Source organism: Escherichia sp. MOD1-EC6162, assembly GCF_002965125.1.
Classification (GTDB): Bacteria; Pseudomonadota; Gammaproteobacteria; order Enterobacterales; family Enterobacteriaceae; genus Escherichia; species Escherichia marmotae.
Genome location: NZ_PTSB01000021.1, coordinates 1 through 26,153, shown reverse-complemented (window position 1 = coordinate 26,153; position 26,153 = coordinate 1). Strand labels below are relative to the sequence as shown.

Genomic DNA, 26,153 nt, shown 5'->3' with positions numbered 1-26,153 from the left:
TGATCAAAACCACACCAATTGAAACGTTGTTTTATTTTTATAGGATCATTGTTTTTATTTTGAAATTGATCACAAAAAAACCACCGCTATCTGCGATGGTTTGTTTTTTATGCTGGCAAATGGCGTTAACGCCTCATTGCAGCAGGCAATATGCGATTATTTTTTCGCGGCGAAACGTGCCGCTGCTTCGTCCCAGTTCACCACGTTCCAGAACTCTTTAATGTAGTCCGGACGGCGGTTCTGGAATTTCAGGTAGTAAGCGTGTTCCCACACATCCAGACCCAGAACAGGGAAGCCGGAAGCGCCAGAGATAGCTTCGCCCATCAGCGGGGAGTCCTGGTTAGCAGTAGAAACCACCGCCAGTTTATCGCCTTTCAGCACCAGCCATGCCCAGCCGGAACCAAAGCGGGAAGCTGCCGCTTTCTCAAATTCTGCTTTGAAGTTATCAACGGAACCGAAATCACGTTCGATAGCCGCTTTCAGATCGCCCTGCAGGGTGGTGCCTTTTTTCAGGCCTTTCCAGAACAGGCTGTGGTTAGCATGGCCGCCTGCGTTGTTGCGCAAAACGGTTTTCTTGTCTGCTGGCAGTTGATCCAGCTTAGTGATCAGCTCTTCAACCGGCAGGTTGGCAAATTCTGGCAGGCTTTCCAGCGCCGCGTTAGCGTTGTTGACGTAGGCCTGATGGTGTTTGGTGTGGTGGATTTCCATGGTCTGCTTATCGAAGTGCGGTTCCAGGGCATCGTAAGCATACGGCAGGGATGGCAGGGTGTAGCTCATATTCATCTCCAGTATTGTCGGGCGGCCGATTGTTAATGCCGCGTAAGCAGTTGGTTCATTATAGTTAATTAAATGATATTGAAAATGATTATCAATGCCGTACTTTTCGTAATGATATGGTTTTGCAGGAAAATGCCAGAGATGTGAGCCAAATCACCCACTTAATGCCGTGATTGCCAGTAAATCGGCAACGGCGGCAACAGGCGAAAGGTTAATCGACAGCACGATTTTTACACTCATCTCGTCGGAGATGTGACGCGACGAAAAATGATGAGGATAAGAAAATGAGTAACGCGATTACGATGGGGATTTTTTGGCATTTGATCGGCGCGGCCAGTGCAGCCTGTTTTTACGCTCCGTTCAAAAAAGTAAAAAAATGGTCATGGGAAACCATGTGGTCAGTCGGTGGAATTGTCTCGTGGATTATTCTGCCGTGGGCTATCAGCGCCATGCTACTACCTGATTTCTGGGCATATTATAGCTCGTTCAGCCTCTCTACCTTGCTGCCGGTATTTTTGTTTGGCGCAATGTGGGGGATTGGTAATATCAACTACGGCCTGACCATGCGTTATCTCGGCATGTCGATGGGGATAGGTATCGCCATTGGCATTACGTTGATCGTCGGTACACTGATGACGCCAATTATCAACGGCAATTTCGATGTGTTAATTAATACCGACGGTGGGCGAATGACGTTGCTCGGCGTGCTGGTAGCGCTGATTGGCGTGGGAATTGTGACCCGCGCCGGGCAATTGAAAGAGCGCAAAATGGGCATTAAAGCCGAAGAGTTCAACCTGAAAAAAGGGCTGGTACTGGCGGTGATGTGCGGCATTTTCTCTGCAGGGATGTCCTTTGCGATGAACGCCGCAAAACCAATGCATGAAGCGGCTGCCGCGTTGGGTGTTGATCCATTGTATGTCGCTCTGCCAAGCTATGTTGTCATCATGGGCGGCGGCGCGATTATTAACCTCGGTTTCTGTTTTATTCGTCTGGCAAAAGTGAAAGATTTGTCGCTAAAAGCCGACTTCTCGCTGGCAAAACCGCTGATCATTCACAACATATTGCTCTCGGCGCTGGGCGGTTTGATGTGGTATCTGCAATTCTTTTTCTATGCCTGGGGTCACGCCCGCATTCCGGCGCAATATGACTACATCAGTTGGATGCTGCATATGAGTTTCTACGTTCTGTGCGGCGGTATCGTCGGTCTGGTTCTGAAAGAGTGGAACAATGCGGGTCGCCGTCCGGTAACGGTGTTGAGCCTCGGCTGTGTGGTGATTATTGTCGCCGCCAACATCGTTGGTATGGGCATGGCGAATTAATCTTTCTGGGAACAGAGATGACGCCACTGGCTGGGCGTCATCCCGGTTTCCCGGGTAAACACCACCGAAAAGTAGTTGCTGTCTTCAAAGCCACATTCTGTCGAGATATCACTGATTAACAGGCGGCTATGCTGGAGAAGATATTGCGCATGGCACACTCTGACCTGCCGCTGATATTGATTGATGGTCATGCCGGTCTGCTGGCGAAATTGCTGACGCAGGACGCGTTCACTGCACGATGCCTCATCACAAAATTTATCCAGCGCAAAGGGACTTTTCAGGCTGGCCGCCAGCCGGGTAATCAGCTTATCCAGCAACGTTTCGCTGGATGTCGGCGGCAACGAATCACTGGTGTAACGATGACGCTTCAAAAGCATCACCAACTGCCCAAACAGTAACTCCGCCATCTCGTTGGCGAACGGTGCATGTTGACTGCTTTCGTGCTCAAGCTGACCGGTAACCTGCCGCGCCTGTGCCATGCCTACGCTACCTAAACGCCAGTGTGATTGTCCTGCGCTGGCGTTAAATCCCGGAATCGCCCCCTGCCAGTCAAGACTAAGCGTCAGTCGCTCCGGACAATAAATAATGTTCTGCAACACCAGATCGTTAACGGAAGCGTAGGAGTGTTTATCATCAGCGTGAATATAAAAGAGATCGCCACGGGTAATGCGATAAGGGCGATCGTTGAGCACATGCAGACCATTACCGCGCCAGACGATCACCAGTTCACAAAAATCATGTGTATGTTCGGCAAAGACATCCTGCGGATAACGGTCAGCAACAGCGACCGCCTGCTGTTCGCTGGCAAAAAAATCTTTTTTGCGAAGGATTAACTGATGAACCACCGTGCCACCTCAGCCAGAAAACGCATTTGATTATTCATAATCTGGCGTGGAAATACGTTGAGAAGATTCGCGTTATTGCAGAAAACCATCCCGCCCCTGGCGAATATCACGCGGTGACCAGTTAAACTCACGGCGAAACAGCGTCGAAAAGTGGTTACTGTCGCTGAACCCGCAACAATATGCGATTTCGGTCACGCTGGCCTCGCTATGACGTAACAGATGACGCGCCTTCACCAACCGTAAACGGTTAAGGTAACGCTGGGGAGTCAACCCGGTTTGCTGTTTTAGCTGACGATGCAAAGTGCGTAGTGACAGAGAAAACTTATCCGCCACCGTTTCCCAATTCACCTCGTCGGCAAAATGCTCCTCCAGCCAGGCCAGGAGCAAGTTCAGACGTGATTCACGACTTTCCATACTCTCCTGCAAACTGTTTTTACGCAGCAAGAGCAGTAATTGCATAAACAAAATCTCGCGACTGGCTTTCGAGGGTAAATCACTCGCCCTTTCATGCTGTTCCAGTTGCGAAACCAGTTGCCGCACCTGCTGCAATACGCTTTGGCTCACGCGCCAGTGAGACGGATATTGCCCGTCCAGCTCTTGCGGAAGAAGCTGATGCAGCCCGGCGAGAAACTGAAATCGATCCGGTGAGCGATACAGCACATTGGTCAAACACAGATTGTCCGTATGTTCGTATAAATGCCGATCATGATCGCGCACGAAGCAGATTGTGCCACCGGAGATGGTATAAGGCTGCCCATTGAAAATGTGGATACCCGTGCCATATTCAACAATCACAATCTCATGAAAATCATGGTGATGCTCAGGGAAATCAGCTTGCGGAAGCCGGGGTTCTATCGCCACGGACGCGTGACCAGACGGAAAAAAATCCACACTTTGTAATACAGTCATACTGGCCTCCTGATGTCATCAACATGGCGGAATAGTAATCAAGCGGTTTGGTTCTTACCTTAAATTTTTGACGGCAAAACTCGTAAAAAATGTCGATTTTTCAAGATACAGCGTGAATTTTCAGGAAATGCGGCAAACATCACACCACCACAATTCAGAAAATTGTGAACGCTATCACGTTCATCTTTCCCTGGTTGCCAGTGGTGTATTTTCCTGTCAGTAACAAGAAGGTAGCGAACTCGGGCGCTTTTTAGACTGGTCGTAATGAAATTCAGCAGGATCACATTATGACCTTTCGCAATTGTGTCGCCGTCGATCTCGGCGCATCCAGTGGGCGCGTGATGCTGGCGCGTTACTCCCGTGAATGTCGCAGCCTGATGCTGCGTGAAATCCACCGATTTAACAATGGACTGCATAACCGGAACGGCTATGTCACCTGGGATGTGGATAGCCTGGAGAGCGCCATTCGCCTTGGGCTAAACAAGGTTTGTGAGGAAGGGATTCGTATCGATAGCATCGGTATTGATACCTGGGGCGTGGACTATGTACTACTCGACCAACACGGTCAGCGCGTGGGTCTGCCTGTTGCTTATCGAGATAGCCGCACCAGTGGTCTGATGGCGCTGGCACAACAGCAATATGGAAAGCGCGATATTTATCAGCGTAGCGGCATTCAGTTTTTGCCCTTCAATACGATCTATCAGCTACGTGCGCTGACAGAGCAACAACCCGAACTTATTCCACACATTGCTCACGCTCTGCTAATGCCGGATTACTTTAGTTATCGCCTGACCGGCAAGATGAACTGGGAGTACACAAACGCCACCACCACGCAACTGGTCAATATCAATAGCGATGACTGGGATGACTCCCTGCTAGCGTGGAGCGGTGCCAACAAAGCCTGGTTTGGCCGCCCGACGCATCCGGGCAATGTCATTGGTCACTGGATTTGTCCGCAGGGTAATGAAATTCCTGTGGTCGCCGTTGCCAGCCATGATACCGCCAGCGCGGTTATCGCTTCGCCGTTAAACGGATCACGCGCCGCTTACCTCTCCTCCGGAACCTGGTCATTGATGGGCTTCGAAAGCCAGACGCCATTCACCAATGATGCGGCGCTGGCAGCCAACATCACCAATGAAGGTGGTGCGGAAGGTCGCTATCGGGTGCTGAAAAATATTATGGGCTTATGGCTGCTTCAGCGGGTGCTTCAGGAGCGGCAAATCAACGATCTCCCGGCACTTATCGCTACGACACAGGCGCTTCCGGCCTGCCGCTTCATCATCAATCCCAATGACGATCGCTTTATTAATCCTGACGCGATGTGCAGCGAAATTCAGGCTGCGTGTCGGGAAACGGCGCAACCGATCCCAGAAAGTGATGCTGAACTGGCGCGCTGTATTTTCGACAGTCTGGCAGTGCTGTATGCCGATGTGCTGCATGAACTGGCACAGCTACGCGGTGAAGATTTCTCGCAACTGCATATTGTCGGCGGCGGCAGCCAGAACGCACTACTCAACCAGTTGTGCGCCGATGCCTGCGGTACTCGGGTGATCGCCGGGCCTGTAGAAGCTTCAACGCTCGGCAATATCGGCATCCAGTTAATGGCGCTGGATGAACTCAACAATGTGGATGATTTCCGTCAGGTGGTAAGCGCCACTGCGAATCTGACCACCTTTACCCCTAATCCTGACAGTGAAATTGCCCACTATGTGGCGCAGTTTCGCTCTACACGACAGACTAAGGAGCTTTGCGCATGACCACTCAACTGGAACAGGCCTGGGAACTGGCGAAACAGCGTTTCGCGGCGGTAGGGATTGATGTCGAGGAGGCACTGCGCCAACTTGATCGCTTACCCGTTTCAATGCACTGCTGGCAGGGCGATGATGTTTCTGGTTTTGAAAACCCGGAAGGTTCGCTGACTGGAGGGATTCAGGCCACCGGCAACTACCCGGGAAAAGCGCGCAATGCCGAAGAGCTGCGTGCCGATTTGGAACAGGCTATGCGGCTGATTCCGGGGCCGAAACGGCTTAATTTACATGCGATCTATCTGGAGTCAGACACGCCAGTCTCGCGTGACCAAATCAAACCTGAACACTTCAAAAACTGGGTTGAATGGGCGAAAGCTAATCAACTCGGTCTGGATTTTAACCCTTCCTGTTTCTCGCATCCGCTAAGCGCCGATGGCTTTACGCTCTCACATGCCGACGACCGCATTCGCCAGTTCTGGATTGATCATTGTAAGGCCAGCCGCCGCGTTTCGGCCTATTTTGGCGAACAACTCGGCACGCCATCAGTGATGAACATCTGGATCCCGGATGGCATGAAAGATATCACCATTGACCGCCTTGCCCCGCGCCAGCGTTTGCTGGCAGCACTGGATGAAGTGATCAGCGAAAAGCTGGATCCGGCGCACCATATCGACGCCGTAGAGAGCAAATTGTTTGGTATTGGCGCGGAGAGCTATACGGTTGGCTCTAATGAGTTTTATATGGGTTATGCCACCAGCCGCCAGACTGCGCTGTGCCTGGATGCCGGACACTTCCACCCGACTGAAGTCATTTCCGACAAGATTTCCGCCGCCATGTTGTATGTGCCGCAGTTGCTGCTGCACGTCAGCCGCCCGGTACGCTGGGACAGCGATCACGTCGTGCTGCTGGATGATGAAACCCAGGCGATCGCCAGCGAGATCGTCCGTCATGACCTGTTTGACCGGGTACATATCGGCCTCGACTTCTTTGATGCCTCCATCAACCGCATTGCCGCATGGGTCATTGGTACACGCAATATGAAAAAAGCTCTGCTGCGTGCGTTGTTAGAACCGACAGCCGAACTGCGCAAGCTGGAAGCGGCAGGCGATTACACCGCGCGACTGGCGTTGCTGGAAGAGCAGAAATCGTTGCCGTGGCAGGCGGTATGGGAAATGTATTGCCAGCGTCATGATACGCCAGTGGGTAGCGAGTGGCTGGAAAGCGTGCGGGCTTATGAAAACACGATTTTGCGTCAACGCGGGTAAATACCGCTGAATGCGGCACAAGTGACTTATCCGATCTACAGGTCAGCAACAGTTATATGCCTGATAAGACGTATCAGGCATTGAGTGCCGGATGCGGCACAGGTGCCTTATCCGGCCTACAGGTCGTGCATCCGACAACACCGAATTTACAGGAACACAGAACATGCAAAACATTACCCAGTCCTGGTTTGTCCAGGGAATGATCAAAGCCACCACCGATGCCTGGCTGAAAGGTTGGGACGAGCGCAACGGCGGCAACCTGACGCTGCGCCTGGATGACGCCGATATCGCGCCTTATCACGACAATTTCCATCCACAACCGCGCTATATCCCGCTCAGTCAGCCAATGCCTTTACTGGCAAATACACCGTTTATCGTCACCGGTTCCGGCAAATTCTTCCGTAACGTCCAGCTCGATCCTGCTGCCAATTTAGGCATCGTAAAAGTCGACAGCGACGGTGCGGGCTACCACATTCTATGGGGGCTAACCAACGAAGCCGTTCCGACCTCCGAACTTCCGGCTCATTTCCTCTCCCACTGCGAACGCATTAAAACCACCAACGGTAAAGATCGGGTGATCATGCACTGCCATGCCACCAACCTCATCGCCCTCACCTATGTGCTGGAAAACGACACGGCGGTTTTCACCCGCCAACTGTGGGAAGGCAGCACCGAGTGCCTGGTGGTATTCCCGGATGGTGTCGGCATTCTGCCGTGGATGGTGCCAGGCACGGACGAAATCGGCCAGGCCACCGCGCAAGAAATGCAAAAACATTCACTGGTACTCTGGCCATTCCACGGCGTCTTCGGCAGCGGTCCGACGCTGGACGAAGCGTTTGGCCTGATCGATACCGCAGAAAAATCGGCGGAAGTGTTGGTAAAAGTGTATTCGATGGGCGGCATGAAACAGACCATCGGCCGTGAGGAGTTGATAGCCCTCGGCAAGCGTTTCGGCGTTACGCCACTGGCTAGCGCGCTGGCGCTGTAAGGAGTAAACATGATCCGCAAAGCCTTTGTTATGCAGGTAAACCCCGACGCCCACGACGAGTATCAACGTCGGCATAACCCGATCTGGCCGGAACTGGAAGCGGTATTGAAATCTCACGGCGCGCACAACTACGCTATCTATCTCGATAAAGCGCGAAATTTGCTGTTTGCCAGCGTGGAAATTGAATCTGAAGAACGCTGGAATGCGGTTGCCAGCACTGACGTTTGCCAACGTTGGTGGAAATATATGACTGACGTTATGCCCGCTAATCCGAATAACAGCCCGATCAGTAGCGAGCTACAAGAAGTGTTTTATCTGCCGTAATCCATTGCGGTGCCGGATACCCCTCCGACACCGTAATTACAACTGATTAATATAGATTTTGCTAACGCAATTTATCCAACATCTCCCTGGTCAATTAAAAACGCCAGCTCACACCAGTGACAAACATAAAACTCTCATAACGATCGATCATTGGGCTGTCGGTAATCTCGTCCGGCAGCTTCTGCCAGAAACGCACTTCTGCTGGCGTAATCAGGATGATTGCGCACGTAGGTATCAATCTTGTTCAGTAACCCTTTCGGCATTGTAATATTGATTCGTTCAGCCCGACCTTCGAACTGATTCATATTGATATCTACCAGCAGCCATTGCCCGCCAATAAAGTCCTGCACCCGCTGAGCCAGATGTTTTGGTAGCAATCACGATAGCGCGATTTATATAGGCCGTCAGGTGGATAAAGTTGACTCAGGAATGTCGCTCGGAAGAAGAATAATGGTGTGCAGTAACTTGCTGAAAAGATGCGAGGATACTCGCAATTTAGTTCAATAAATATTCAGCTATTCAAGACGTAAACATTTGAACCGATAAGACGTGCAAGCGTCGCAGATAGTGATAACGTGTGCGTTGCTTATGCCGGATGCGGCGTGAACGCCTTATCCGGTCTACAAAATCATGCAAATTCAATATATTGCATGAGCCATGTAGGCATGATAAGACGCGCAAGCGTCGCATCAGGCAATGAATACCCGATGCAACCCGTTTTTCACATCAGAACAGCCCCAACGGTTTATCCGAGTAGCTCACCAGCAGACACTTAGTTTGCTGATAATGCTCCAGCATCATCTTATGGGTTTCACGCCCAATACCCGACTGCTTGTAGCCGCCAAACGCCGCATGTGCCGGGTAAGCGTGATAACAGTTGGTCCACACGCGCCCTGCCTGAATGCCACGCCCCATCTTATAGGCCAGATTGCCGTTACGACTCCAGACGCCTGCCCCCAGGCCATATTGTGTGTCGTTCGCCAGCTCCAGCGCCTCGTCCATCGTTTTAAAGGTGGTTACCGCCAGCACCGGGCCAAATATTTCTTCCTGGAAAACACGCATATTGTTCTGACCAAACAGGATAGTCGGTTCAAGGTAGTAACCATCTTTCAGCTCGCCTTCCAGCAACTTGCGCCGCCCGCCGGTGAGCACATCTGCGCCCTCTTTTTTACCGATATCAATGTAATTGAGGATGGTTTCCAGTTGCCCGTGAGATACCTGCGCGCCCATTTGCGTCACGCTGTCGAGCGGGTTACCGCTACGAATACTTTCAACACGGCGGATAGCGCGTTCCATAAAGCGTTCGTAGATAGACTCCTGCACTAAAGCACGACTCGGACAGGTACAGACTTCGCCCTGGTTGAAGGCGAACAATGCAAAGCCCTCCAGCGCCTTGTCGAAGAAAGCATCTTCTTCATCCATGACATCAGCAAAGAATATATTTGGCGACTTACCGCCCAGCTCCAGCGTCACCGGAATAATGTTCTGGGTAGCGTACTGCATAATCTGCTGACCGACTTCCGTTGAACCGGTAAATGCCACTTTAGCAATGCATTTTGAGGTCGCCAGATATTCGCCAATCTCGCCACCTGCGCCGTTGACCACGTTGACTACGCCTGGCGGCAGTAAATCACCCACGATTTCCATCAGCAACAGCACCGAAAGTGGAGTGAGTCGCGCCGGTTTCAGCACCACACAGTTGCCCGCCGCCAGCGCCGGAGCCATTTTCCAACTCGCCATCAACAGCGGGAAGTTCCACGGGATAATTTGCCCCACCACACCTAACGGTTCGTGGAAGTGATAAGCCACAGTTTCGCTATCCACTTCACTGATCCCGCCTTCCTGCGCCCGAATACATGAAGCGAAATAGCGGAAATGGTCAATTGCCAGCGGCACATCGGCAGCACTGGTTTCACGAATGGGCTTGCCGTTATCCCAGGTTTCTGCCGTCGCCAACAGTTCCAGATTTTGCTCCATCCGATCGGCAATCTTAAACAGAATCGCCGCGCGATCCTGCACCGAGGTATGCGCCCATTTATCTTTCGCTTTATGGGCTGCATCCAGCGCCAGATCGATATCGCGTTTACCCGAAGACGCCACTTCGCACAGAAGCTGCCCGGTCACTGGCGTCAGGTTCTGGTAGTACTCGCCGTCGGCGGGCGCGACCCATTCGCCGCCGATAAAGTTGTCATAGCGGGTTTTTAACTTGAGGGGGAAACCATATTCGCCGGGCTTAATCTGTGCTGAAGGGGGATTGTTGGTCATGGTAGTCTCCTTGCTGTGTGAGGTATAACAAGGGTAGACATGGTTGGTGAAATCTTCGCCAGCCGGTGATAGCTTTACGACGGCAATCACAAATTTACGGGCAAGGATTACAGAGATAGTTGATAAAAAACGGCTGACAATTTGCCAGCCGTTACGGGAAGGTGATTACATCGCAGCGCGATAAATCGCCATAATTTCTTCGTGAGTTGCCTGAATCGGGTTAGTAAAACCGCAGGCGTCTTTCAGGGCATTGGTCGCCAGCACCGCAAAATCTTCCTCTTTTACGTTCAGGTCACGCAGACCCGCAGGGATATTCACTTTCTTCGCCAGTTCACGAATAGCGTTAATGCAGGCTTCTGCACCTTCCGCGTCGTTTTTACCCGTCACGTTCACGCCCATTGCCGCCGCGCAGTCACGCAGACGCGCACCGGCAACTTTGCTGTTGAACACCTGAACATGCGGCAGCAGAACGGCATTGCATACGCCGTGCGGCAGGTTGTAGAAACCGCCTAACTGGTGCGCCATCGCATGAACATACCCCAGAGAGGCATTGTTGAACGCCATACCCGCGAGGAACTGAGCGTAGGCCATTGCTTCACGCGCTTTAACGTTGCTGCCATCTTCTACTGCTACTGGCAGGTTTTCGGCAATCATGGTCACTGCTTTCAATGCGCAAGCGTCGGTGATCGGCGTTGCCGCAATAGAAACATACGCTTCGATGGCGTGCGTTAAGGCGTCCATCCCGGTCGCGGCAGTCAGTGATTTCGGCATACCGATCATCAGTGAGGAGTCATTGACAGAAAGCAGCGGAGTCACGTGTTTATCCACAATCGCCATTTTGATGTGACGCGCTTCGTCGGTGATGATGCAGAAACGGGTCATTTCAGACGCAGTGCCCGCAGTGGTATTGATGGCAATCATCGGCAACTGCGGTTTTGCAGAGCGATCAACGCCTTCGTAATCGCGAATATCACCACCGTTGGCTGCCACCAGCGCAATACCTTTTGCGCAGTCGTGCGGAGAACCACCACCTAAGGAAATCACGCTATCACAATTATTTTCTTTTAGTAATTTCAAACCTGTCGCGACGTTTTCCGTGGTTGGGTTCGGCTGGGTGCCATCATAAATAACGCTAAAAATATTGCGTTCTTCCAGTGCTTTTTGCACGTCACCCGCCATGCCTAATTTCGTTAACATATTGTCAGTAACAATTAATGTACGGCGAAATCCATATTCTGCCATCATATTCATTGCATCATTCAATGAATCAGCACCGATGACATTCACTGAAGGAATAAAAAAGGTTGAAGCTGCCATAAAACACTCCGGGAAGAGTAAAAAGGGCTGGCAGATTACAAAGTATTTTCATTCGAAAATATGATCGACATTCCCGTTTATTAAAATATTTTTAATAAAAAGCACGTTATATTCATCATACAACGTGCTTCCTTAATATTAATAAGAATTTTGTATTAATTCATATTTATTATGAATTAATCATTTCCTTATTTTTCGGGAAATAATAATGCGTCACGTAATAAATGATCATTTCCACGGCGACGCGTAAAGCCAATCCGGTCAAAATATTCCAGAATTTGAATCGCCAGTTTTCGGCCAACGCCTAAGCGATCGCGGAAATCCGCCGCGCAGGTCGAGCCACACTCCTGATCGAGATCACGGATCATATTGGCAAACTCGACAATTCGATCATTGCGATAATAACGATCTTTGACGATCGCCGTAATTATCCCCTGCTGTGCCGCCTGGCGCAGCGTCAGGCGCATTGCCTGCTCGTCGGTCCCCGTCTCTTTTGCCAGGTCACGTACCCACCACGGCTCGTCGCCAAACAGCGGTTCCACTTTTTGCCAGATAGCCTGCTGCTCTTCGCTAAATCCGGCTTTGTGATCCGGCAGATGCAGCCAGCCGTGATGGCTGTGGATCTCGCCGCTTTCGCGCATCTTTTCAATCAGCAACAGTACCAGGGCTTCATCTTCCATCGGCAACGCCATGCGCCGCAGACGTTCGCGTCCCGGCCCTGGTTCGTCGCGATGCTGTTCATGATAAGCCGCTAATGTGTCGAGAATTTTACGCTGCCAGCGAGCAGCAACCGGTGCATTCAGCAAGCTATAACCGGCCTGAATATAGCCCGGCTGTTGCAGCAATTCGCGCATCCCTTCGCCGTTGAGCTGACGCGCCCATGCAAAATCCGCGAGATTCACCGCACCGCGCTCCAGGTGAACAGCCAGCGCTTCGGTATCATTCTGCACCCGTGCCAGTGACGCCAGCCATTGCAGATATTCCGGCTTACGTTTACCGCGGCGCGGCGGGTTGAGCATCACCACGCGGGCACCCGCCAGCGTATTGCGGGCTGATATATCGCGTAGCACTAAGCGATCGTTATCCGCCAACCACAGCGGCGTGTCGAACACCAGTTCGGCAAGGTTATCTTCCAACAGCGAAACACGCCCCGTAACGTGGCTGGCGGCGTGGTGAATATGCAGCGGCTGCCACTGGGTCAGCGGCGTATGGGTTTGAAGCTCGACAATCACTCGCGTGAACGGATCTGGCGGCACATCTGCCAGCAACCAGTCGCCTCGATTAATCTGTTCTTTCTCCGCATCACCGGCGATATTAAGCGCAATACGCTGCCCGGCATGGGCGGTTTCTGTTGGTTGATTTTGCGCATGGAGAGCACGCACGCGCATCGGTTTATTTACCCCCGTCAACCATAATGAATCGCCAACATTCACTTCCCCACTTAACGCCGTACCCGTCACCACCAGCCCGGCACCTTTTACGGTAAAAGCACGGTCGATAGCGAGGCGGAAACTGTGCTGACTGGCGTGTTCACGTTCCGGCAACTGAAGCAGATGTTCGCGCAGAGCATCAATTCCCCTTCCTTCAGTCGCTGCGGTGACAAACAGTTTTGCCTCAGCAAAACCGTATTCCCGCAGCACCTCCTTTACCTGGCGTTCAACCTCATCAACGCGCGCTTCGTCCACGCGATCGGCTTTGGTCAGCGCGACGGTCAGCATCGGGTTACCGGTAAGCTGCAAAATCGCCAGATGCTCACGGGTCTGTGCCATCACGCCGTCATCGCACGCCACCACTAACAGCGCATGATCGATACCACCAACGCCCGCCAGCATGTTGGAAAGAAACTTTTCATGGCCGGGAACATCAATAAATCCAGGAACGCGTCCATCCGGCTGCGGCCAGTAGGCATAGCCGAGATCGATAGTCATACCGCGCTTTTTTTCTTCCGGCAGACGGTCGGCATTTACGCCAGTAATCGCCTGTAATAATGTCGTTTTGCCGTGGTCAACGTGTCCGGCAGTCGCAATAATCATTTCAACAACATCTCCAAAAACCGTTGCTCATCTTCAAGGCAGCGTAAATCCAGCCACAGACGCCCGTCGTAAATGCGGCCAATCACTGGCACCGGCAATTCACGCCAGCGGGCGGCTAATGCCTCAAGGTGGCTACCGCGTCCATCATGAGGTGTAAACGTTAATGCCGCGCTCGGCAGGCGATCAACAGGCAGCGAACCACTGCCGATCTGCGACAAGCATGGCATAACTTGTACCGCAAACTCCGCGCCGTAATGTGCGGCAAGGGGAGCCTGTAAACGTTGCGCCTGGATTTGAATGACCTCTGCGCTGCGGGTAAGCAGACGCAGGGTCGGTAATTTTTCTGTCAGAGCCTCAGGGTGTAAATAAAGACGCAGCGTGGCTTCCAGCGCCGCGAGGGTCATTTTATCTGCGCGTAATGCACGCTTCAGCGGGTGACTTTGCAGCCGGACGATCATCTCTTTTTTACCGACGATAATCCCTGCCTGTGGCCCGCCTAACAGCTTGTCGCCGGAGAAGCTCACGAGGCTGACGCCCGCGGCAATCAACTCCTGTGGCATCGGCTCTTTCGGCAAACCGTACTGGCTAAGATCGACCAGCGAACCGCTGCCTAAATCAGCCACTACCGGAACATCCAGCTCTCTACCGAGCACCACCAACTCCGCTTCGTCTACCGCTTTGGTGAACCCCTGAATGCTGTAGTTACTGGTATGCACCTTCATCAACAGCGCGGTATTTTCATTCACCGCCTGACGATAATCATTAGCGTGGGTACGGTTGGTGGTTCCTACTTCATGCAGGGTACAGCCTGCCTGACGCATTACGTCAGGGATACGAAACGAGCCACCAATCTCCACCAGTTCACCGCGAGAAACCACCACCTCTTTGCCGCTGGCAGTTGCTGCCAGCATTAACAGCACCGCCGCCGCATTGTTATTGACGATGCAGGCATCTTCCGCGCCAGTAAGGCGGCACAACAACTGTGCCAGCGCGCGATCGCGATGCCCACGTCCGGCGTCATCCAGATCATATTCCAGCGTCACCGGTGAACGCATAACTTGCGCAACAGCTTCCACCGCCGCTTCCGCCTGCAATGCCCGACCAAGATTAGTATGCAGCACCGTTCCCGTCAGGTTGATCACCGGACGCAGCGCGCTCTGCGCCTCTTTCGCCAGTCGGGCATTGACTTCTTGCGCCCAGTTCTCACACCACGCGGGTAGCGTCTGACTGTCGCGAATTACTTCTCGCGCTTCGTCAAGCATCTGACGCAGCAACTCCACCACCCGAGTGTGGCCATAAGTATCACGTAAAGAAAGGAAGGAACTATCACGCAATAAGCGATCAATAGCGGGAAGCTGACTATAGAGGGAACGCGTTTCGGTTGTCATAGGAAACCAGGCTCATCAAGGCCCTCTCACACGGAGAAGGGCGTTTAACATAACCGCAGATTGTAACGTGAGAAGTGTCTGGAGGACATATCGCGCATCAAGCCTTTGGCGGTTCGGTGCGAGCGAAGCTTTCGCGGCTAAAGAGATTCTCGACCAGTTTGACTAAGTGTGGGCGGTCCACACACCAGCCCGGCGCAACGCGGCGGAAATTGAGATACCCGACGGCACAGGCAATAGCGATAGTCGCCAGATTTACCGTATCGGTTTTGAGCGTACCATCGACCAGATATCCTTCCAGCACATCCAGACTGCGGTTGATTTTCTCCCGCTGGCGTAACAGCTCATCTTCAGACTGCTGCGCCGCCGGGCGCGCCTGCTCACGCACCGAAGCCAGCCCGGCATCCATAATGCCATCTGCCAACGCCTCAATCTTACGCACTCGCAACGACTCTAGCGGATCGCGCGGCAGCATCGCCGGAGCAACGTTCATTAATTCGATATATTCGGCAATGATTGGCGAATCAAACCAGCATTCGCCCTCTTCGGTCACCAGCACCGGCACTTTCCCTAACGGGTTAAATTTCGCCACGCCGTTGTCTACGTTATAGGGCAGTTCATTGATAAATTCGAAAGTAATGCCCTTTTCTAACAACAGAATAGAAAGTTTGCGTACAAACGGGCTGGTGTAGCTACCGATGAGTTTCATTATGTTTCCTTTTTGTTAACAAAATATGAGTATGACCCAGGGTTAAAAAAAAGGCAGATGTTATTGATATGAGCGTGATGACAAACACAAGATGGCCCGATACGTACACATACCGGGCCTTGTAAATGAAACGATCTTTTTAAATATCAGAATGAATAGCGGATATTCGCATTGATAGCATTATCGACGTTGTACTTACCAAATGCTGATTTCTCAACGGTCAGGCCGATACGGGTATTGTCTTTAATACGCGTATCAATCCCAATGTTGGCTAACATACGACCATCTTTACCGTTGTACACGGTGGACTCACCAGCAAAATCACGATACGTAGTGGTGCCAGAATTCCGCAGGTCAAACTGATAACTTAAACCTGCCTTCGCTGTAACCTGCCAGTCGTGACCATCCAGCGTTTTTCCGAATTCCACACCAGTACGGCCAATCAAGGGGTTTGCCGTTTTACGCTTCATGCTGATATCCATACCGTTGTATTGCCAGTTAAAGGTATTGCCTGACAACGTGCCGTAGACCAGTTCAACCTGCGGTTCAATAAAGACATCAGGCTTCCACTGATAGCGCCAGCCGGTTTCTGCGCCTAAATACCATGAGTGAGCAGTATCGTCTGCCTTTAATCCCATCGTTTGCAGCAAATAGTCGTTGCTGTGATGGACATATTTACCGATTACGTCAACATACACGCCTGAATCAAACAATGTCGATGCGTACAGTCCACCACCTACGGAACGGGTTTTCCCCTGATAACTTTCCGCGCTGGCTTTACTATCGGTAAAGGTCATCATGACGCCTGTAAAGAGGTCTCCCCCCTCAAAATGATGCTTTCTGTCGGCACCAACCTGCAGATGAACATGGCTATCGGATAAGCCACCATGACCTGAGCCAGAAGAGTTCATTAATCGTGCCCATGCGCCTGTTTCACCTTTTGTATCGCGCAGGTCACCCATACGACGGTTAAGGTTATTAACCTCAGTCAGAAAGTTTTTAACGCCAGTGTTCGTTAAACGCTGCCCCTCGTTAAGAGCAGAACTATCACTCTGAACATCGAATCCTTTCAGACGCCACTGTGTGGTGCCATCGACATTAACCACCTCAATCTTTGGCGTCATTGAGTGAAAGCCAACCTGTTGAGTCACCGTTTTAAACGCCGAGGTATTATTGACCCCACGTTTTGCTGTAATCAGTGGAATATTATTGAATGACATTTCACTAAGCGGCCGGGTCGGTGTAACGTACAGAGTGTTGTTATCTGCAGTTAATTTATCTACAACAGTAATATTGCTACTTGTTTTACCATCCGTAGACACCGTAAGCTGGCTGTTTGAAATGGTTGTTTTGCCAAGCCATGATTCTCCTCTCAATGCCCACGACGTATTATTCATACTGACATTCGCTTCCGGTGCGTAGATATTACCAGTATAAGAAATACCAGTAGCCGAACTTTGTTTTGTGCCCGATCCAAAGTTGATGTTGAGATCAGACCATGCATTAATATCGCCAATGATGTTGGTGCCATAACCAATATTCAGCGTGGATCTACCTCTGAGATAAACGTTCCCCGTAAAGCTGCTTTGATCTTCTGATGTGGTCGCAATTGATTGACCTTCCACAGGTGTCGTTTTTACGCCATTGCCATCATTGGTATCTATATAAAGGTCTTCACTGCCCAAAGTAACAGTGGAGTTATTGGCATTGATTGTCGTGGTCAATTCAGCATTGCGAGCAAGGTAAAATGCAGCATTGTTGAGATCCAGCGACTTCAGATTAAATTGCCGTGTTTGCCAGTCGCTTTGTGTGAAAGAAACTGGTTGTGTGAGCACGGAATCATCGCCCAGCGCCTTTAATTTGTTGGCGACTGTCTGAGTGCTCACAGCATGGATAACCGGATGCCCCTGAAAAAAGAGACGTCCGCCCTGCTGCGTCATGCTGCCTGTCGGTGTCTTAATACCGCCATCAACCACGAAGGTATTATTCACATTAGATGTTGCGTTATTTTTAACATTTACATTGCCAGTGAAATATCCGTGGAACATCGTCGTTACCGGCGTCGTGGTATTCGTCGAATTAAAATCCAGATTAACAGTGGAAAGCGAGCCGCTATTGGTTAATACCGCCCCTTCATCTGCTGCATTTAGAGCATGAAAGGTTAAATCATTACCGTTAATATCGAGTTTACCGCCACGATACCCCCATTTGATATTATCCGGGTTCATCTGATGGCTGTCGCTCAATACCAGAGTAGGCCGGCCACTGACTATGCTGGCGGACTCGAACGCCTGAACCTGTCCATTACTATCTGGTTTTTGGGCTAGCACAACTGTTCCATCCCCCACACTGAGCGTTCCGGGATTGATGCCAGTGCCGGAAATGTTCAACGTCCCAGTACCTAGCTTATGCAGACTATCGCCCGCAACACCGTTAACTTGCCAGTTCACGGTATGATCACCATTGACAATAATACCGCCCCCTACCCAGGTCTGATCAGCGTCCGGTTTTACTGTGTAATCACCGTTAAATGTGAGCGTGCCAGCCCCCTGATTAACCGTATCCTTCAACATCACTGTGCCGGTGTTTTCGAAGGACAAATCCTTTCCATGATTAAATGAAACTGCACTACTTCCAGTGTCACGACCATGCATCTCCCAGGTATCCGCTCCTTGGGTCAGCTTACCGGTCCCCGTGGAAATATCGTAAGTCCAGTTAATATTTTCGGTTGTACTCATTGGCGTTACTGGCGCGTCAGTATCAGCCTCAATATTGGCATTCACTTCATTCACCGGAATAACGGTAAACCAGTTAGTTTTTCCTGCATTACCCGCATAGGAATTGAGTACTGCAACCAACACCCATTTATTACGTTGCGTATCCCAGGCAAAAAGGGGAGAGCCACTATCGCCGGGTGTGCCATAAGAGGCCATAGGACCATTAGCTACGGCATAGGTATTGCCCGGATTGCTCACAATGCTCCAGTCCGATATTGCAGGTACTCCAACAGTTCCACCCGTTTTATATGTATATCCGCCAGCGATTGACGTTAACTTCCCAGTTATACCCTTAACATATTGCGTGCCTGTACCGACCCGGTAAAACACCGGAAAACGCTCTTGATTCTTATAGGTTCCTGTAGCAGTACCCGCATCAGTCACTTCTGAAGGTGCAACCTCGGTAACAATTTTATTCAGACGTGGTGTATGGAAGTCTCGTGCACCGTTATTGCGATCGACAAGAATATAATTATTATCGTCGTTATAGCCAAACTTAACACTTTTGTACCCACCGTTATGTTTTACGCTGACAATATATTGTGGCGCAACTAAGGTTGCTACTGAAAGTCCCCTATCAACAGAACTAAAATCTATCATTGGTGCCTGACTGAGGGTTGAATATAAGTTTCCTTGTTTATCATATAAAGGAATATTCAGTGCGCCAGTAGAAAAGGCTCCTTTATTCTCTGCAAAATCACGGTACGTTTGATATGGTATGTCCATCCCGACAACCGAAGCGTGAACTAACGGAGAGTAGAGTTGAGCGGCTAAAATGTTAATCAGAATAATTACAGATTTTGATACTTTACTGTGGGTTGATTTTTTTATTCCTCCTGAGATTTCAGATGCAACAACCAACTCTCTTTTTTTATTAAATTTAAGTGAATAGATAAAATTCATTTATAATATCACTCTGGTTACATAATGATTGCGACGGTATATTTACACTAAACTTTTAGGTATATACCAATTACTGAAAGTGACTTAATTAGGCCTACGCCATGGTTAACAATAAACTGATTATGACGTGTTTATAAAACATTAACACCGGGTCACAGATCCGGATATTAATATCTATTACTACTATACTTATCAGATATTTTAATAGTACGTTAACGTTACCGGCAAACTCGCTGTATAGAGCCCTGCAGGAATACTTCCAGAATGAGGCGTAACTTTAGCTATTAGCGAGGCATCAAATTCTTTGTTACTTACAAGATATGGTGCTTTAGTCAATGATACAGGTGTTCCAAATTGAACTTCCGCCCCACCTTTTTTCCAATTAAGTGTAATATCAATCATACTATTGCTGGTCGTAATTTTCGATGAACTCCCTCCTGTTAATGTAATTTCAAATTTTGAAACACTTCCTGCACAACTAACGACAATGGGAACTTCAACAGTATTGTTATCAGAAAATACTCCCGCAGTTGTGACAACAGGAAGTTGAACTGTGGTGGGTAATCCTTGCCCATTATTAATAGTGCATTGTGGATTTGTTACCGTCATTGCAATCGGCAAGCTTGCACTTGCCGTTTGTGCGGCAATGACATTATTACCCCAAAGGTGAACCAGGGTACTCAATGCAATAAGGATGTATTTGCAGAAAGAATTAATCATAGCTAACCTCGACAGTCAAACTGGTTGCTATATTGCCACTTTGTATTATTTGCTCAGGTACTTTCTTCGGTAAAAGTCTAAACTGTCCCAATGTCACATTACTTGATTGTTCCTGAGCATTAAGTTGCAACGATGTATTGTAATTAAGATTGGTAAAGTCAGAAGCTGCATTCTTTTTCCACGATAAAGCCAGCCCAACACCAGATAGTCCGGTTTTCATGATGTTTGAGTCGCTGGTAGAAACACCATCCTTTGGTACAAATTTTACCGATACACCGCTGGCAGGCCAACTACATTGCATTGCCAGTGACACTATCTGTGGAGAAATACTCCCCGCTTCAATCTCATCAATACGTACTCCGCCAAAATTCACATTTGCAGGTGTTAACGTTAATGCACAGGTGTTTAATGCCATCGTCGCTGTGATGTTTACTCTATTTGAAATGGTGTATGACCCATAACTACTACAGCAAATTAATGACATAGAATAAATTAACACTTTCCATTTCCTCATAAATATCATCCTTTACATATATGTCGCAGTAATTGTTAAATACGTTGAAATTTTCCCTGTGGGATAAGTTGATGCTGGTAATACTTTTATTCTTAAGCTAATTGTATTGTAAACATCATTAGTTACGGGAGCATACACTTGGATACTTTTATTAAGCTGAGGAGGAGTTTCCTTCCCTTGATTATATTGCACTAACTGAAAATTTAGTTTCTTACCATCAGTAGCTGTGGCACTAAATGTGGCTTGGTTGGCATTAATAACATTTTCAGGATCAAAACGTAAATTAAAACCATTCACTGCGAGCGCTTTGTTAACGCAGTTCCAGGACACAGTAACCGATTGATAGAGATTTCCTTTATTAATCTCAATAGGTGATATAGTACCAAAATCTAAATTAACTGGTGTTGTTGCCATCGAACAACTACCTAAGTGCATAATTTTATGTGTTAAAGTTGCAGGATTTGCTGTTACCACCACATTAACATTCGTTCCTTTGACATTCCCTTGGGAAGGGGCCGGCAAAGTAAATGTTCGTGTGGAATTATTCCGCCGCCAATACTCATCAGTCAGTGTTAAAACAAGTTTCCCCACTGTGCCAGACCAGGTATCACCGCCGTTTAATTCTTTAGTAGTCTTTAACCCATTCCCCAAACAGGTAAATCCTTCAAGACGCCAGACAACGCCAGGGATAGTCGTAGTTAAAATACCATTACTACAGGTTCCTCCACTGGTAACAGGTAAGACCAAATAGCTTTTTCTATTCATAGTGGTTGTTTCGATGTAATCGCCACCGCATGAGAAATTTTGTGATACATTTGCAACTAATGCGGCAACGGGCCCATTCTGCGTAGAATTATAAGTTTTGTAATTTGTAGTTGCACTATCATATTCAAGAGTAATTCTACCACTAGAGCAATCCACCGAAGCGAGTACATGTGGCGAGATAAAAAATAACGCAAAAACAAGAAATAACAATCGCTGCATGATATTATTCTCCTGGGTGCCATTTTAGGCTAAAGTTTATATTCTCGGTCTACACCATAATCATCAAAAGCGATAATAGAAATATCTTTCCCAGAAAGCTTGCTACCTAAGGATACTTTCTCAAAAGGTGCAAAAGCAGCAATTTTATTTTTGACGTCTTCGCTAAGTTTCACATCCCGACCATTTTGCTTTACGTTTATCACTGCAAAATAATATGGAGAGTTATTAAATAAAACCGTGTTATTTCCTTCATTGATGAGCTTGATATTTTTCTCTGCACCTTCCCTACCATCTTTTAATGACTCAGGTCGATAAATCATCTTAACCTGAGTATGTAATGCTATGGCAAGAGAGTTTGTTCCCTCTTTCGGTGCTTTAGGGATTTCCTGGACGTTGACCCAAAACAGTGATTCTTTATCTTTGGGTAAACTGTCATTAATTTTTAGGACACGTAAAATTTGTTTATGTCCACCGGAAACCTTGAAAAAGGTCGGGCTGGGTGCAAAGTAAACGTTCTGATCTCCTGTATTTGCGTTATCGATCCAGATTTGTCCACCATACTCTTGAGAAGATTCATTATTTACCTGGACTGAAATGTTGTCTTTATCGCCCGCAAAAATATAACGCGTACTGTTGAGAACAAAGGCAGCATGGCTATTAAAGCTGGTCAGCAGCAAAGCCAATACTGGCATGAGTTTTATTTTTTTGATTACATTGTTACTCACAGTGGATCTCCTGAGTTTGGTCATAGTTTTTCTTCAGTAATTGCGTATTAAATTGACACTGATCAAGCGAAATAACACCTTCATCGCGTTCTTCAAGGTTCATCAACAAAATTCCACCGTTATTTACATAACCCACTTCTTTACCCTGCGTATTCTTTGCAATGCTCCCCATAGGGACGACATAACCGTTTTTCCCATAGAGTTTAACTACATAAGTATTGATTTTCTTAAATTTTACTTTTTTATAAATGATAGCATTTTCCGTTGGAGTCACATTAATCGCATTATCTGTAAGCTCAACATTTTTCGGTAATTTTTCAGCATTAACAGAAATTGTATTATTGTTATAAGCTGTAAGAGGAATTACCGCCCGTCCGTATTTATCTCCAGGCAAGGAGCCATTAAACATAACGCCTGGTACATCTTTCATCTGCACGATGGCCAGTTGATCATTTTTTACTGGGGTAAAAATTATCCCACCTTCTGGCACACCAATAACACTACCACCCAACTGGAGTGAGGTAGAGGTATTTTTCCCTGTTTGTGAATAAGTTGCTGATGTCTGCATCCAGTCAAATAAATAGGAGGCGGAAAGTGTGCCACCGGTAGTTTCACGAGTCTGGTTAACTGACGCATTATAACTCAGCCTTTGGCTAATCATTCCTGATACCCCAGTATTCATACTGATACCAGTACGTCGATCATAGTTAACATTCGAAAAACTATAATGTGTTTTATCAAACAGACTCAATGGCACGCTTAATGACAAACCAACATTATAGTCAGCATCCATATTTTGCAGTCTGGAATAACCGCCGTTCAGTGTCATTGTTATTTGGTCAAAGCTTTTTGTCAGACTTAAGTTAGCACCAACCTCATTATAATTATCCCAGTAATCTTCCTTCCACGCCGAGAGGTTTAAAAACATACCTTTTTCTGGTAGCTGGTAGGTAATGATTGACTCATAGCGTTGCTTAGGCCTGTTTTTTATAAAACTATATGAGTTATAGGTAAAATCAGCATAGTCAATATAATTTTCTGAATTAAAACGGTAACCAATAAGCTGTAAATTTGCATTATCACCAAGCGCTTTAGCATATTTTAACGACGTGCTATACCCTTTCAGATTCTTACCATTATGGTATTTCGCTTGTGATAAGTTGCCACTAAAAGACATGGCACCAAACCAGCCAAAAGAGCGAATTAATCCTAAACCAATATTGTTATAATTTTTGTCCAGCAATAAAGAACTATTGAGCGTAAAAGGTTCGAAACCATAGTCATAACTCATTTGTGCAAACAGGCTGTCTTTATCCCATTCACCATTATCCTGGTTAACTTTGCTACCCATGGCGAGGGCGTAGTTATACGTTCCTGGCCTTAATAAATTAGGCAACACTGCGACAGGGAAACGCTGTTCACGAACGGAGCCATCCTCTTCATAGATTTTCATGATCAAATCGCCAGAGTAAACGCCGTTAAGATCGTTGATCACAAATGGCCCCGGAGGAACGACAATAGATTTTAAGGTATAACCACTCTGCTCAATGGTTACCCTGGCGTGGGTTCGCGCAATACCATTAATTACCGGCGAATAAGCACGCGAATTCCACGGATACATATCCTGATTCGATTTAAGCTGAGCGCCGTAAAAGGTAAAACCATCGTTCAAAGAGTTATAAAGCTGTGTCTTGCCCAGTTGTAGATCGGATTTCAGTGATTTGATTGCCCGCGTCAGTAACAGATTATTCGTATCAAAATTTTCACCCTGGTAAGCGTACCCTCTACCCAGCAGCACCCATTCACCCAAGTTCACCTGGCCATCAATACTGCTATAGGTGGTTCTTTCCTGGTTGCTATTTTTTGCGGTATTAACGTCATAAGCGATTTTAAAACCGTTACTACCATAGTCCCATACACCGCCATCTTTTGCCGCGTCCTGGAAGCCTGCCTGTGGCAAATCAATAGATACTTCTTGCAAAGATTGATCAAACGCGACTTTACTGTTCTTCTCATTACCCAGCAAATAGCACTGACGTGCAGCATTATAAACATTTTCATAAAAGTCTTTATTAATAATAATACCGTTTTCAGTTAGCCATTCATCAGAGAGACATATCCCTTCGACATCCTCTTTTGTGATGCTCATCTCGGTAGATGACGCGATTTTAGAACCATTGAAGATAACATCAACAACGTATTTACCCGGTACGTTTCCTTTATTGCTATTTAAAACACCAGGAATGTCTTTACTCCCCCCACGAATAAAGCTGAAGTTGAACTCTTCGGCAAGAGCACCTTTCGATAGTAAATGAAAAATAATAGCGACAAATAATATCTCTTTTTCATCAATGTCTCTTACCATAATTATTTGAAAAATAAGAAGGGAAGAATTAACCCACTTCCCTCCTTAGGTCTAAATATAATTATTTATATGCAACAGTATAACTAGCTGATGCAGCAAAGGCGCCAGGAGTCATTGTGCCTGTTACTGGCCTTTTAAGCTGAGCGGCAAAATCAAAGGATTGAATACCTCCGGTTGCAGTAGTATAGTCAAAAGCAGTTTGACCTTGCTTTATAATACGACCTGCTGAAGATGTCGCAGTTGAGTTTGAGGTACTCATAATCATATATGCGTTAGTACCATTCGGCGCTGAGTTACCAAAACCAGTTGCTGTAAGAGTTGGCGATGTCCAATTCATAGTAGCATTATTTTTTGCTAAGCAGGCAGCATCTTGCGGGACAAGTTTGAAACTTACTGCTGTACCATCTGCCGTAGAGTTATTCATGAGAGTACCAAGATCAACACTTGATATATTTGCTCCAGCACCATCTTGAACGGATAAGTCACACGTCGCAGTAGTAACTGCCCCTGTAAAATTAACAGTACCACTGTTTGCAGCCATTGCAGTAGAAGCCATCCCAAGTACAGCAAGAATAGCTGAACCTAAAACCAATTTTTTCATTTAATGCTCCTTAAAGCCTTTAAAGAATTGTTAGTCCCAAATTCGGTTAGTCCTAAATTTGCTCATGCCCAGAAGTTCATGAACGACGCAAAATTACCTTGCACAAGAAAAGTTGGTCAACAATAAAACTCTACCATCGTGTTTTTATATCGATTTGTTCTACTTAGTTATTACATTCAAAATCAATTTCAACTTTCATTATGGATATTTTTATTTTTAAAGTTATTGATAAAACCCCTTCATTTAAACACGAACATTTTTATTTATTATTGATTTATTCTTATTATTTACCTAAAAATGGAATATTTTGATAATGGAAATTTAAAATATATGGATAGCTTAGCAACGTAAATAAAACAGTCGCGACACACCTATAGCAAAAGAGTCTCTGTCATTTGATGACAGAAGGTCTTCTTCTATTGGAAAAGAGAGTATTTGATGAAAAACATTCCATTCGCTGTGAACACATTTCCATTATAATAATGAATATCCTCAACCAGATTAACAAAATGAAACAACCATGTACTGCAAAATGGTTATAGATCAATCATATAAATACTTACGATAATGAGCGCTCCTGGGGTTCTCAATTCCAGTAAAACTGATTGTTATTATTTTACTGATTGATTAGTTCTGGTTTTTTATCAAATTTTGATATTTTTATTGTGGATATTAAAAAT

20 protein-coding genes and 2 pseudogenes are annotated in these 26,153 nt (G+C 47.6%); 5 read left to right on the top strand and 17 right to left on the bottom strand.

Features of this window, described 5'->3' with window-relative positions; translation table 11 throughout:
• Nucleotides 1-156 precede the first annotated feature (156 nt).
• A complete protein-coding gene (gene sodA, locus A9587_RS16755) occupies nucleotides 157-777 on the bottom strand; it encodes a superoxide dismutase [Mn] (RefSeq protein WP_010350891.1) in 621 nt (206 codons plus the stop codon).
• 284 nt (nucleotides 778-1,061) lie between these two features.
• On the opposite strand from sodA, the gene rhaT reads away from it, so the two are divergent.
• On the top strand, nucleotides 1,062-2,096 hold the full coding sequence (gene rhaT / locus A9587_RS16750; protein ID WP_001517487.1) for an L-rhamnose/proton symporter RhaT: 1,035 nt from the start codon (nucleotides 1,062-1,064) through the stop codon (nucleotides 2,094-2,096).
• Here the strand turns inward: rhaT and rhaR are convergent.
• Both rhaR and rhaS read right to left on the bottom strand, forming a co-directional pair.
• Nucleotides 2,093-2,941 carry an HTH-type transcriptional activator RhaR gene (gene rhaR / locus A9587_RS16745; RefSeq protein WP_105263818.1) on the bottom strand — a complete coding sequence of 283 codons (849 nt, stop codon included), beginning with the start codon at nucleotides 2,939-2,941 and terminating at the stop codon, nucleotides 2,093-2,095. The two genes, rhaT and rhaR, sit on opposite strands and share 4 nt — an antisense overlap.
• A gap of 72 nt (nucleotides 2,942-3,013) precedes the next feature.
• Nucleotides 3,014-3,850: an HTH-type transcriptional activator RhaS gene (gene rhaS / locus A9587_RS16740; RefSeq protein ID WP_105263817.1), complete on the bottom strand. Its 837-nt coding sequence runs from the start codon at nucleotides 3,848-3,850 to the stop codon at nucleotides 3,014-3,016.
• Nucleotides 3,851-4,137: 287 nt separating this feature from the next.
• On the opposite strand from rhaS, the gene rhaB reads away from it, so the two are divergent.
• From rhaB to rhaM, 4 genes are all read left to right on the top strand, one after another.
• Entirely contained in the window at nucleotides 4,138-5,607 is a 1,470-nt protein-coding gene (rhaB, locus tag A9587_RS16735) for a rhamnulokinase (protein ID WP_105263816.1), read from the top strand.
• Nucleotides 5,604-6,863 carry an L-rhamnose isomerase gene (gene rhaA / locus A9587_RS16730; RefSeq protein WP_001517483.1) on the top strand — a complete coding sequence of 420 codons (1,260 nt, stop codon included), beginning with the start codon at nucleotides 5,604-5,606 and terminating at the stop codon, nucleotides 6,861-6,863. The genes rhaB and rhaA overlap by 4 nt, the downstream gene beginning before the upstream one ends.
• 163 nt (nucleotides 6,864-7,026) lie before the next feature.
• Nucleotides 7,027-7,851 (top strand): rhamnulose-1-phosphate aldolase, encoded by an 825-nt coding sequence (gene rhaD / locus A9587_RS16725; protein ID WP_016262733.1) that lies wholly within the window; start codon nucleotides 7,027-7,029, stop codon nucleotides 7,849-7,851.
• Nucleotides 7,852-7,860: 9 nt separating this feature from the next.
• The gene (gene rhaM, locus A9587_RS16720; RefSeq protein ID WP_000619483.1) at nucleotides 7,861-8,175 is read left to right on the top strand and encodes an L-rhamnose mutarotase; all 315 of its coding nucleotides are present in this window, start codon (nucleotides 7,861-7,863) and stop codon (nucleotides 8,173-8,175) included.
• A gap of 94 nt (nucleotides 8,176-8,269) precedes the next feature.
• Here rhaM and A9587_RS25085 read toward each other — a convergent pair.
• The 14 genes and pseudogenes from A9587_RS25085 to A9587_RS16655 all read right to left on the bottom strand — a co-directional run.
• Nucleotides 8,270-8,362 (bottom strand): annotated as a pseudogene (locus tag A9587_RS25085) (MipA/OmpV family protein); the annotation flags it as partial.
• A pseudogene (locus tag A9587_RS16715) lies at nucleotides 8,343-8,540 on the bottom strand (type II toxin-antitoxin system HicB family antitoxin); the annotation flags it as partial. The pseudogenes A9587_RS16715 and A9587_RS25085, both read right to left, overlap by 20 nt.
• A gap of 361 nt (nucleotides 8,541-8,901) precedes the next feature.
• Complete coding sequence (gene aldB, locus A9587_RS16710) at nucleotides 8,902-10,440, bottom strand: aldehyde dehydrogenase AldB (RefSeq protein ID WP_105263815.1); 1,539 nt, start codon at nucleotides 10,438-10,440, stop codon at nucleotides 8,902-8,904.
• Between the two features lie 165 nt (nucleotides 10,441-10,605).
• On the bottom strand, nucleotides 10,606-11,757 hold the full coding sequence (gene yiaY, locus A9587_RS16705; RefSeq protein ID WP_105224823.1) for an L-threonine dehydrogenase: 1,152 nt from the start codon (nucleotides 11,755-11,757) through the stop codon (nucleotides 10,606-10,608).
• A 188-nt stretch (nucleotides 11,758-11,945) separates the two neighbouring features.
• On the bottom strand, nucleotides 11,946-13,790 hold the full coding sequence (gene selB / locus A9587_RS16700; RefSeq protein ID WP_016262731.1) for a selenocysteine-specific translation elongation factor: 1,845 nt from the start codon (nucleotides 13,788-13,790) through the stop codon (nucleotides 11,946-11,948).
• A complete protein-coding gene (gene selA / locus A9587_RS16695; RefSeq protein WP_038355013.1) occupies nucleotides 13,787-15,178 on the bottom strand; it encodes an L-seryl-tRNA(Sec) selenium transferase in 1,392 nt (463 codons plus the stop codon). The genes selB and selA overlap by 4 nt, the downstream gene beginning before the upstream one ends.
• A gap of 97 nt (nucleotides 15,179-15,275) precedes the next feature.
• A complete protein-coding gene (locus A9587_RS16690) occupies nucleotides 15,276-15,884 on the bottom strand; it encodes a glutathione S-transferase (RefSeq protein ID WP_001517478.1) in 609 nt (202 codons plus the stop codon).
• Between the two features lie 146 nt (nucleotides 15,885-16,030).
• Entirely contained in the window at nucleotides 16,031-19,564 is a 3,534-nt protein-coding gene (locus A9587_RS16685; protein ID WP_105263814.1) for a S6 family peptidase, read from the bottom strand.
• Nucleotides 19,565-19,765: 201 nt separating this feature from the next.
• Nucleotides 19,766-20,284 carry a fimbrial protein gene (locus tag A9587_RS16680; RefSeq protein WP_105263813.1) on the bottom strand — a complete coding sequence of 173 codons (519 nt, stop codon included), beginning with the start codon at nucleotides 20,282-20,284 and terminating at the stop codon, nucleotides 19,766-19,768.
• Nucleotides 20,277-20,798, bottom strand: coding sequence for a fimbrial protein (locus A9587_RS16675; protein ID WP_001233593.1), 522 nt, complete (start codon nucleotides 20,796-20,798; stop codon nucleotides 20,277-20,279). The genes A9587_RS16680 and A9587_RS16675 overlap by 8 nt, the downstream gene beginning before the upstream one ends.
• Nucleotides 20,799-20,810: 12 nt before the next feature.
• Complete coding sequence (locus A9587_RS16670; protein ID WP_001189352.1) at nucleotides 20,811-21,782, bottom strand: fimbrial protein; 972 nt, start codon at nucleotides 21,780-21,782, stop codon at nucleotides 20,811-20,813.
• A 29-nt stretch (nucleotides 21,783-21,811) separates the two neighbouring features.
• The gene (locus tag A9587_RS16665; RefSeq protein ID WP_085947957.1) at nucleotides 21,812-22,474 is read right to left on the bottom strand and encodes a fimbrial chaperone; all 663 of its coding nucleotides are present in this window, start codon (nucleotides 22,472-22,474) and stop codon (nucleotides 21,812-21,814) included.
• A gap of 25 nt (nucleotides 22,475-22,499) precedes the next feature.
• Nucleotides 22,500-24,872, bottom strand: coding sequence for a PefC/AfrB family outer membrane usher protein (gene pefC / locus A9587_RS16660; protein ID WP_105263812.1), 2,373 nt, complete (start codon nucleotides 24,870-24,872; stop codon nucleotides 22,500-22,502).
• Nucleotides 24,873-24,933: 61 nt separating this feature from the next.
• Entirely contained in the window at nucleotides 24,934-25,473 is a 540-nt protein-coding gene (locus A9587_RS16655) for a fimbrial protein (protein WP_105263811.1), read from the bottom strand.
• Between the last annotated feature and the right edge of the window lie 680 nt (nucleotides 25,474-26,153).

Coding starts and splice junctions, on each gene's coding strand:
- rhaM (WP_000619483.1), top strand. CDS start 7,861: ATGATCCGCAAAGCCTTTGTTATGCAGGTAAACCCCGACGCCCACGAC.
- A9587_RS16670 (WP_001189352.1), bottom strand. CDS start 21,782: ATGCAGCGATTGTTATTTCTTGTTTTTGCGTTATTTTTTATCTCGCCA.
- rhaB (WP_105263816.1), top strand. CDS start 4,138: ATGACCTTTCGCAATTGTGTCGCCGTCGATCTCGGCGCATCCAGTGGG.
- A9587_RS16665 (WP_085947957.1), bottom strand. CDS start 22,474: ATGCCAGTATTGGCTTTGCTGCTGACCAGCTTTAATAGCCATGCTGCC.
- pefC (WP_105263812.1), bottom strand. CDS start 24,872: ATGGTAAGAGACATTGATGAAAAAGAGATATTATTTGTCGCTATTATT.
- A9587_RS16690 (WP_001517478.1), bottom strand. CDS start 15,884: ATGAAACTCATCGGTAGCTACACCAGCCCGTTTGTACGCAAACTTTCT.
- selB (WP_016262731.1), bottom strand. CDS start 13,790: ATGATTATTGCGACTGCCGGACACGTTGACCACGGCAAAACGACATTA.
- selA (WP_038355013.1), bottom strand. CDS start 15,178: ATGACAACCGAAACGCGTTCCCTCTATAGTCAGCTTCCCGCTATTGAT.
- yiaY (WP_105224823.1), bottom strand. CDS start 11,757: ATGGCAGCTTCAACCTTTTTTATTCCTTCAGTGAATGTCATCGGTGCT.
- aldB (WP_105263815.1), bottom strand. CDS start 10,440: ATGACCAACAATCCCCCTTCAGCACAGATTAAGCCCGGCGAATATGGT.
- A9587_RS16680 (WP_105263813.1), bottom strand. CDS start 20,284: ATGATTAATTCTTTCTGCAAATACATCCTTATTGCATTGAGTACCCTG.
- rhaT (WP_001517487.1), top strand. CDS start 1,062: ATGAGTAACGCGATTACGATGGGGATTTTTTGGCATTTGATCGGCGCG.
- rhaD (WP_016262733.1), top strand. CDS start 7,027: ATGCAAAACATTACCCAGTCCTGGTTTGTCCAGGGAATGATCAAAGCC.
- rhaA (WP_001517483.1), top strand. CDS start 5,604: ATGACCACTCAACTGGAACAGGCCTGGGAACTGGCGAAACAGCGTTTC.
- A9587_RS16655 (WP_105263811.1), bottom strand. CDS start 25,473: ATGAAAAAATTGGTTTTAGGTTCAGCTATTCTTGCTGTACTTGGGATG.
- sodA (WP_010350891.1), bottom strand. CDS start 777: ATGAGCTACACCCTGCCATCCCTGCCGTATGCTTACGATGCCCTGGAA.
- A9587_RS16685 (WP_105263814.1), bottom strand. CDS start 19,564: ATGAATTTTATCTATTCACTTAAATTTAATAAAAAAAGAGAGTTGGTT.
- rhaS (WP_105263817.1), bottom strand. CDS start 3,850: ATGACTGTATTACAAAGTGTGGATTTTTTTCCGTCTGGTCACGCGTCC.
- A9587_RS16675 (WP_001233593.1), bottom strand. CDS start 20,798: ATGAGGAAATGGAAAGTGTTAATTTATTCTATGTCATTAATTTGCTGT.